The 933-nt window shown below is 51.1% G+C and carries 1 protein-coding gene; it reads left to right on the top strand.

Annotation, left to right across the window (positions count from 1 at the left end):
- Positions 1-626: 626 nt before the first annotated feature.
- A complete protein-coding gene (locus HMPREF9441_RS18655) occupies positions 627-845 on the top strand; it encodes a hypothetical protein (protein ID WP_172634976.1) in 219 nt (72 codons plus the stop codon).
- Positions 846-933 lie beyond the last annotated feature (88 nt).

The following is a 933-nucleotide window of genomic DNA, read 5'->3' as shown; positions in this document are numbered from 1 at the left end:
TGTTTTTTATCATTGTCTTTTTGTCAGAATGTCAGGTTTAGTCCTTTATGTTTGCCGTATTCGTCAGTGGTTCCGGCCTTGATGGATTTTATTCGATTCTCGCGGGGGTGGGTTTTACCGTTTTGCCAGGGTGGGGGCGGCTTTTGCTTTCCTTTTGCCGTGTGTGGGGGGCGGGTGTGCGCCGGCGGGCCTCCGGCATGTCAGGTAACGGTGCTTTTGGGTGCCTTATGGTTATTCAAGATGTGTCCCGTTTTTCTTTCAGATAAATCCGGGATGCGGTTCTGAGGTGGTGTTTCCGTGGCTCGGATGCTTGTCTTTTCCCGTTTTCAGCCGTGCCGTTTTCCGTTCCCGGCCGGTCGTCTCTATTTTGTGCGCCGAACGTAAAACCGTTCGCTTCCGATTGATTTACCGTTTGGCTGAGACGGAGTGTATGATATACGGCATATATGCAGGATTGGGTGTGTGTTTTGTATAAATATTCAGGTTTGGGGCTACGGATTTGCCTCGGATGAGGTTTTCTGTGCCCCGTTTTTGGGTGTTTTTGTTGTCTTTCTGATTGTTTTTTTCTTTCTTTTCCTGTCTTTTTGTCGGGCTTGGGGGACGGTTCCCATGGCGACTGTAACCGGATGGGACGACGGCCCTTCCTGTTCCGTCTTACGGTGATTTGTCCTGTAGGTATGGGTATTCGCTTTTGCCGTGGCGGGCTTGTCCGGTCCGTCCCGTATCGTCGTTCCCATAAGCAGCCCATGAAAATCCTCCTTTGTCTGCCGGGCAGCCGTGATGTTGCAGGGTGGGGGGCTTGCGGGGGCGGCTGTGGCCGGGTTTATGTGCACGGTGGCGGTTAAGTACCGTTTTGTTTCGGTGGATGCTGAGGTCGTTTTCCGTTTTCAGTTCCGGGCGGCACTATAAAATATTTTGTGTAAATGTAAAATA

This window comes from Paraprevotella clara YIT 11840 (assembly GCF_000233955.1).
GTDB lineage: Bacteria > Bacteroidota > Bacteroidia > Bacteroidales > Bacteroidaceae > Paraprevotella > Paraprevotella clara.
Note: the sequence above shows the minus strand (reverse complement) of the source record. Positions and strands in the feature narration are given on the sequence as shown.

Coding starts and splice junctions, on each gene's coding strand:
- HMPREF9441_RS18655 (WP_172634976.1), top strand. CDS start 627: ATGGGACGACGGCCCTTCCTGTTCCGTCTTACGGTGATTTGTCCTGTA.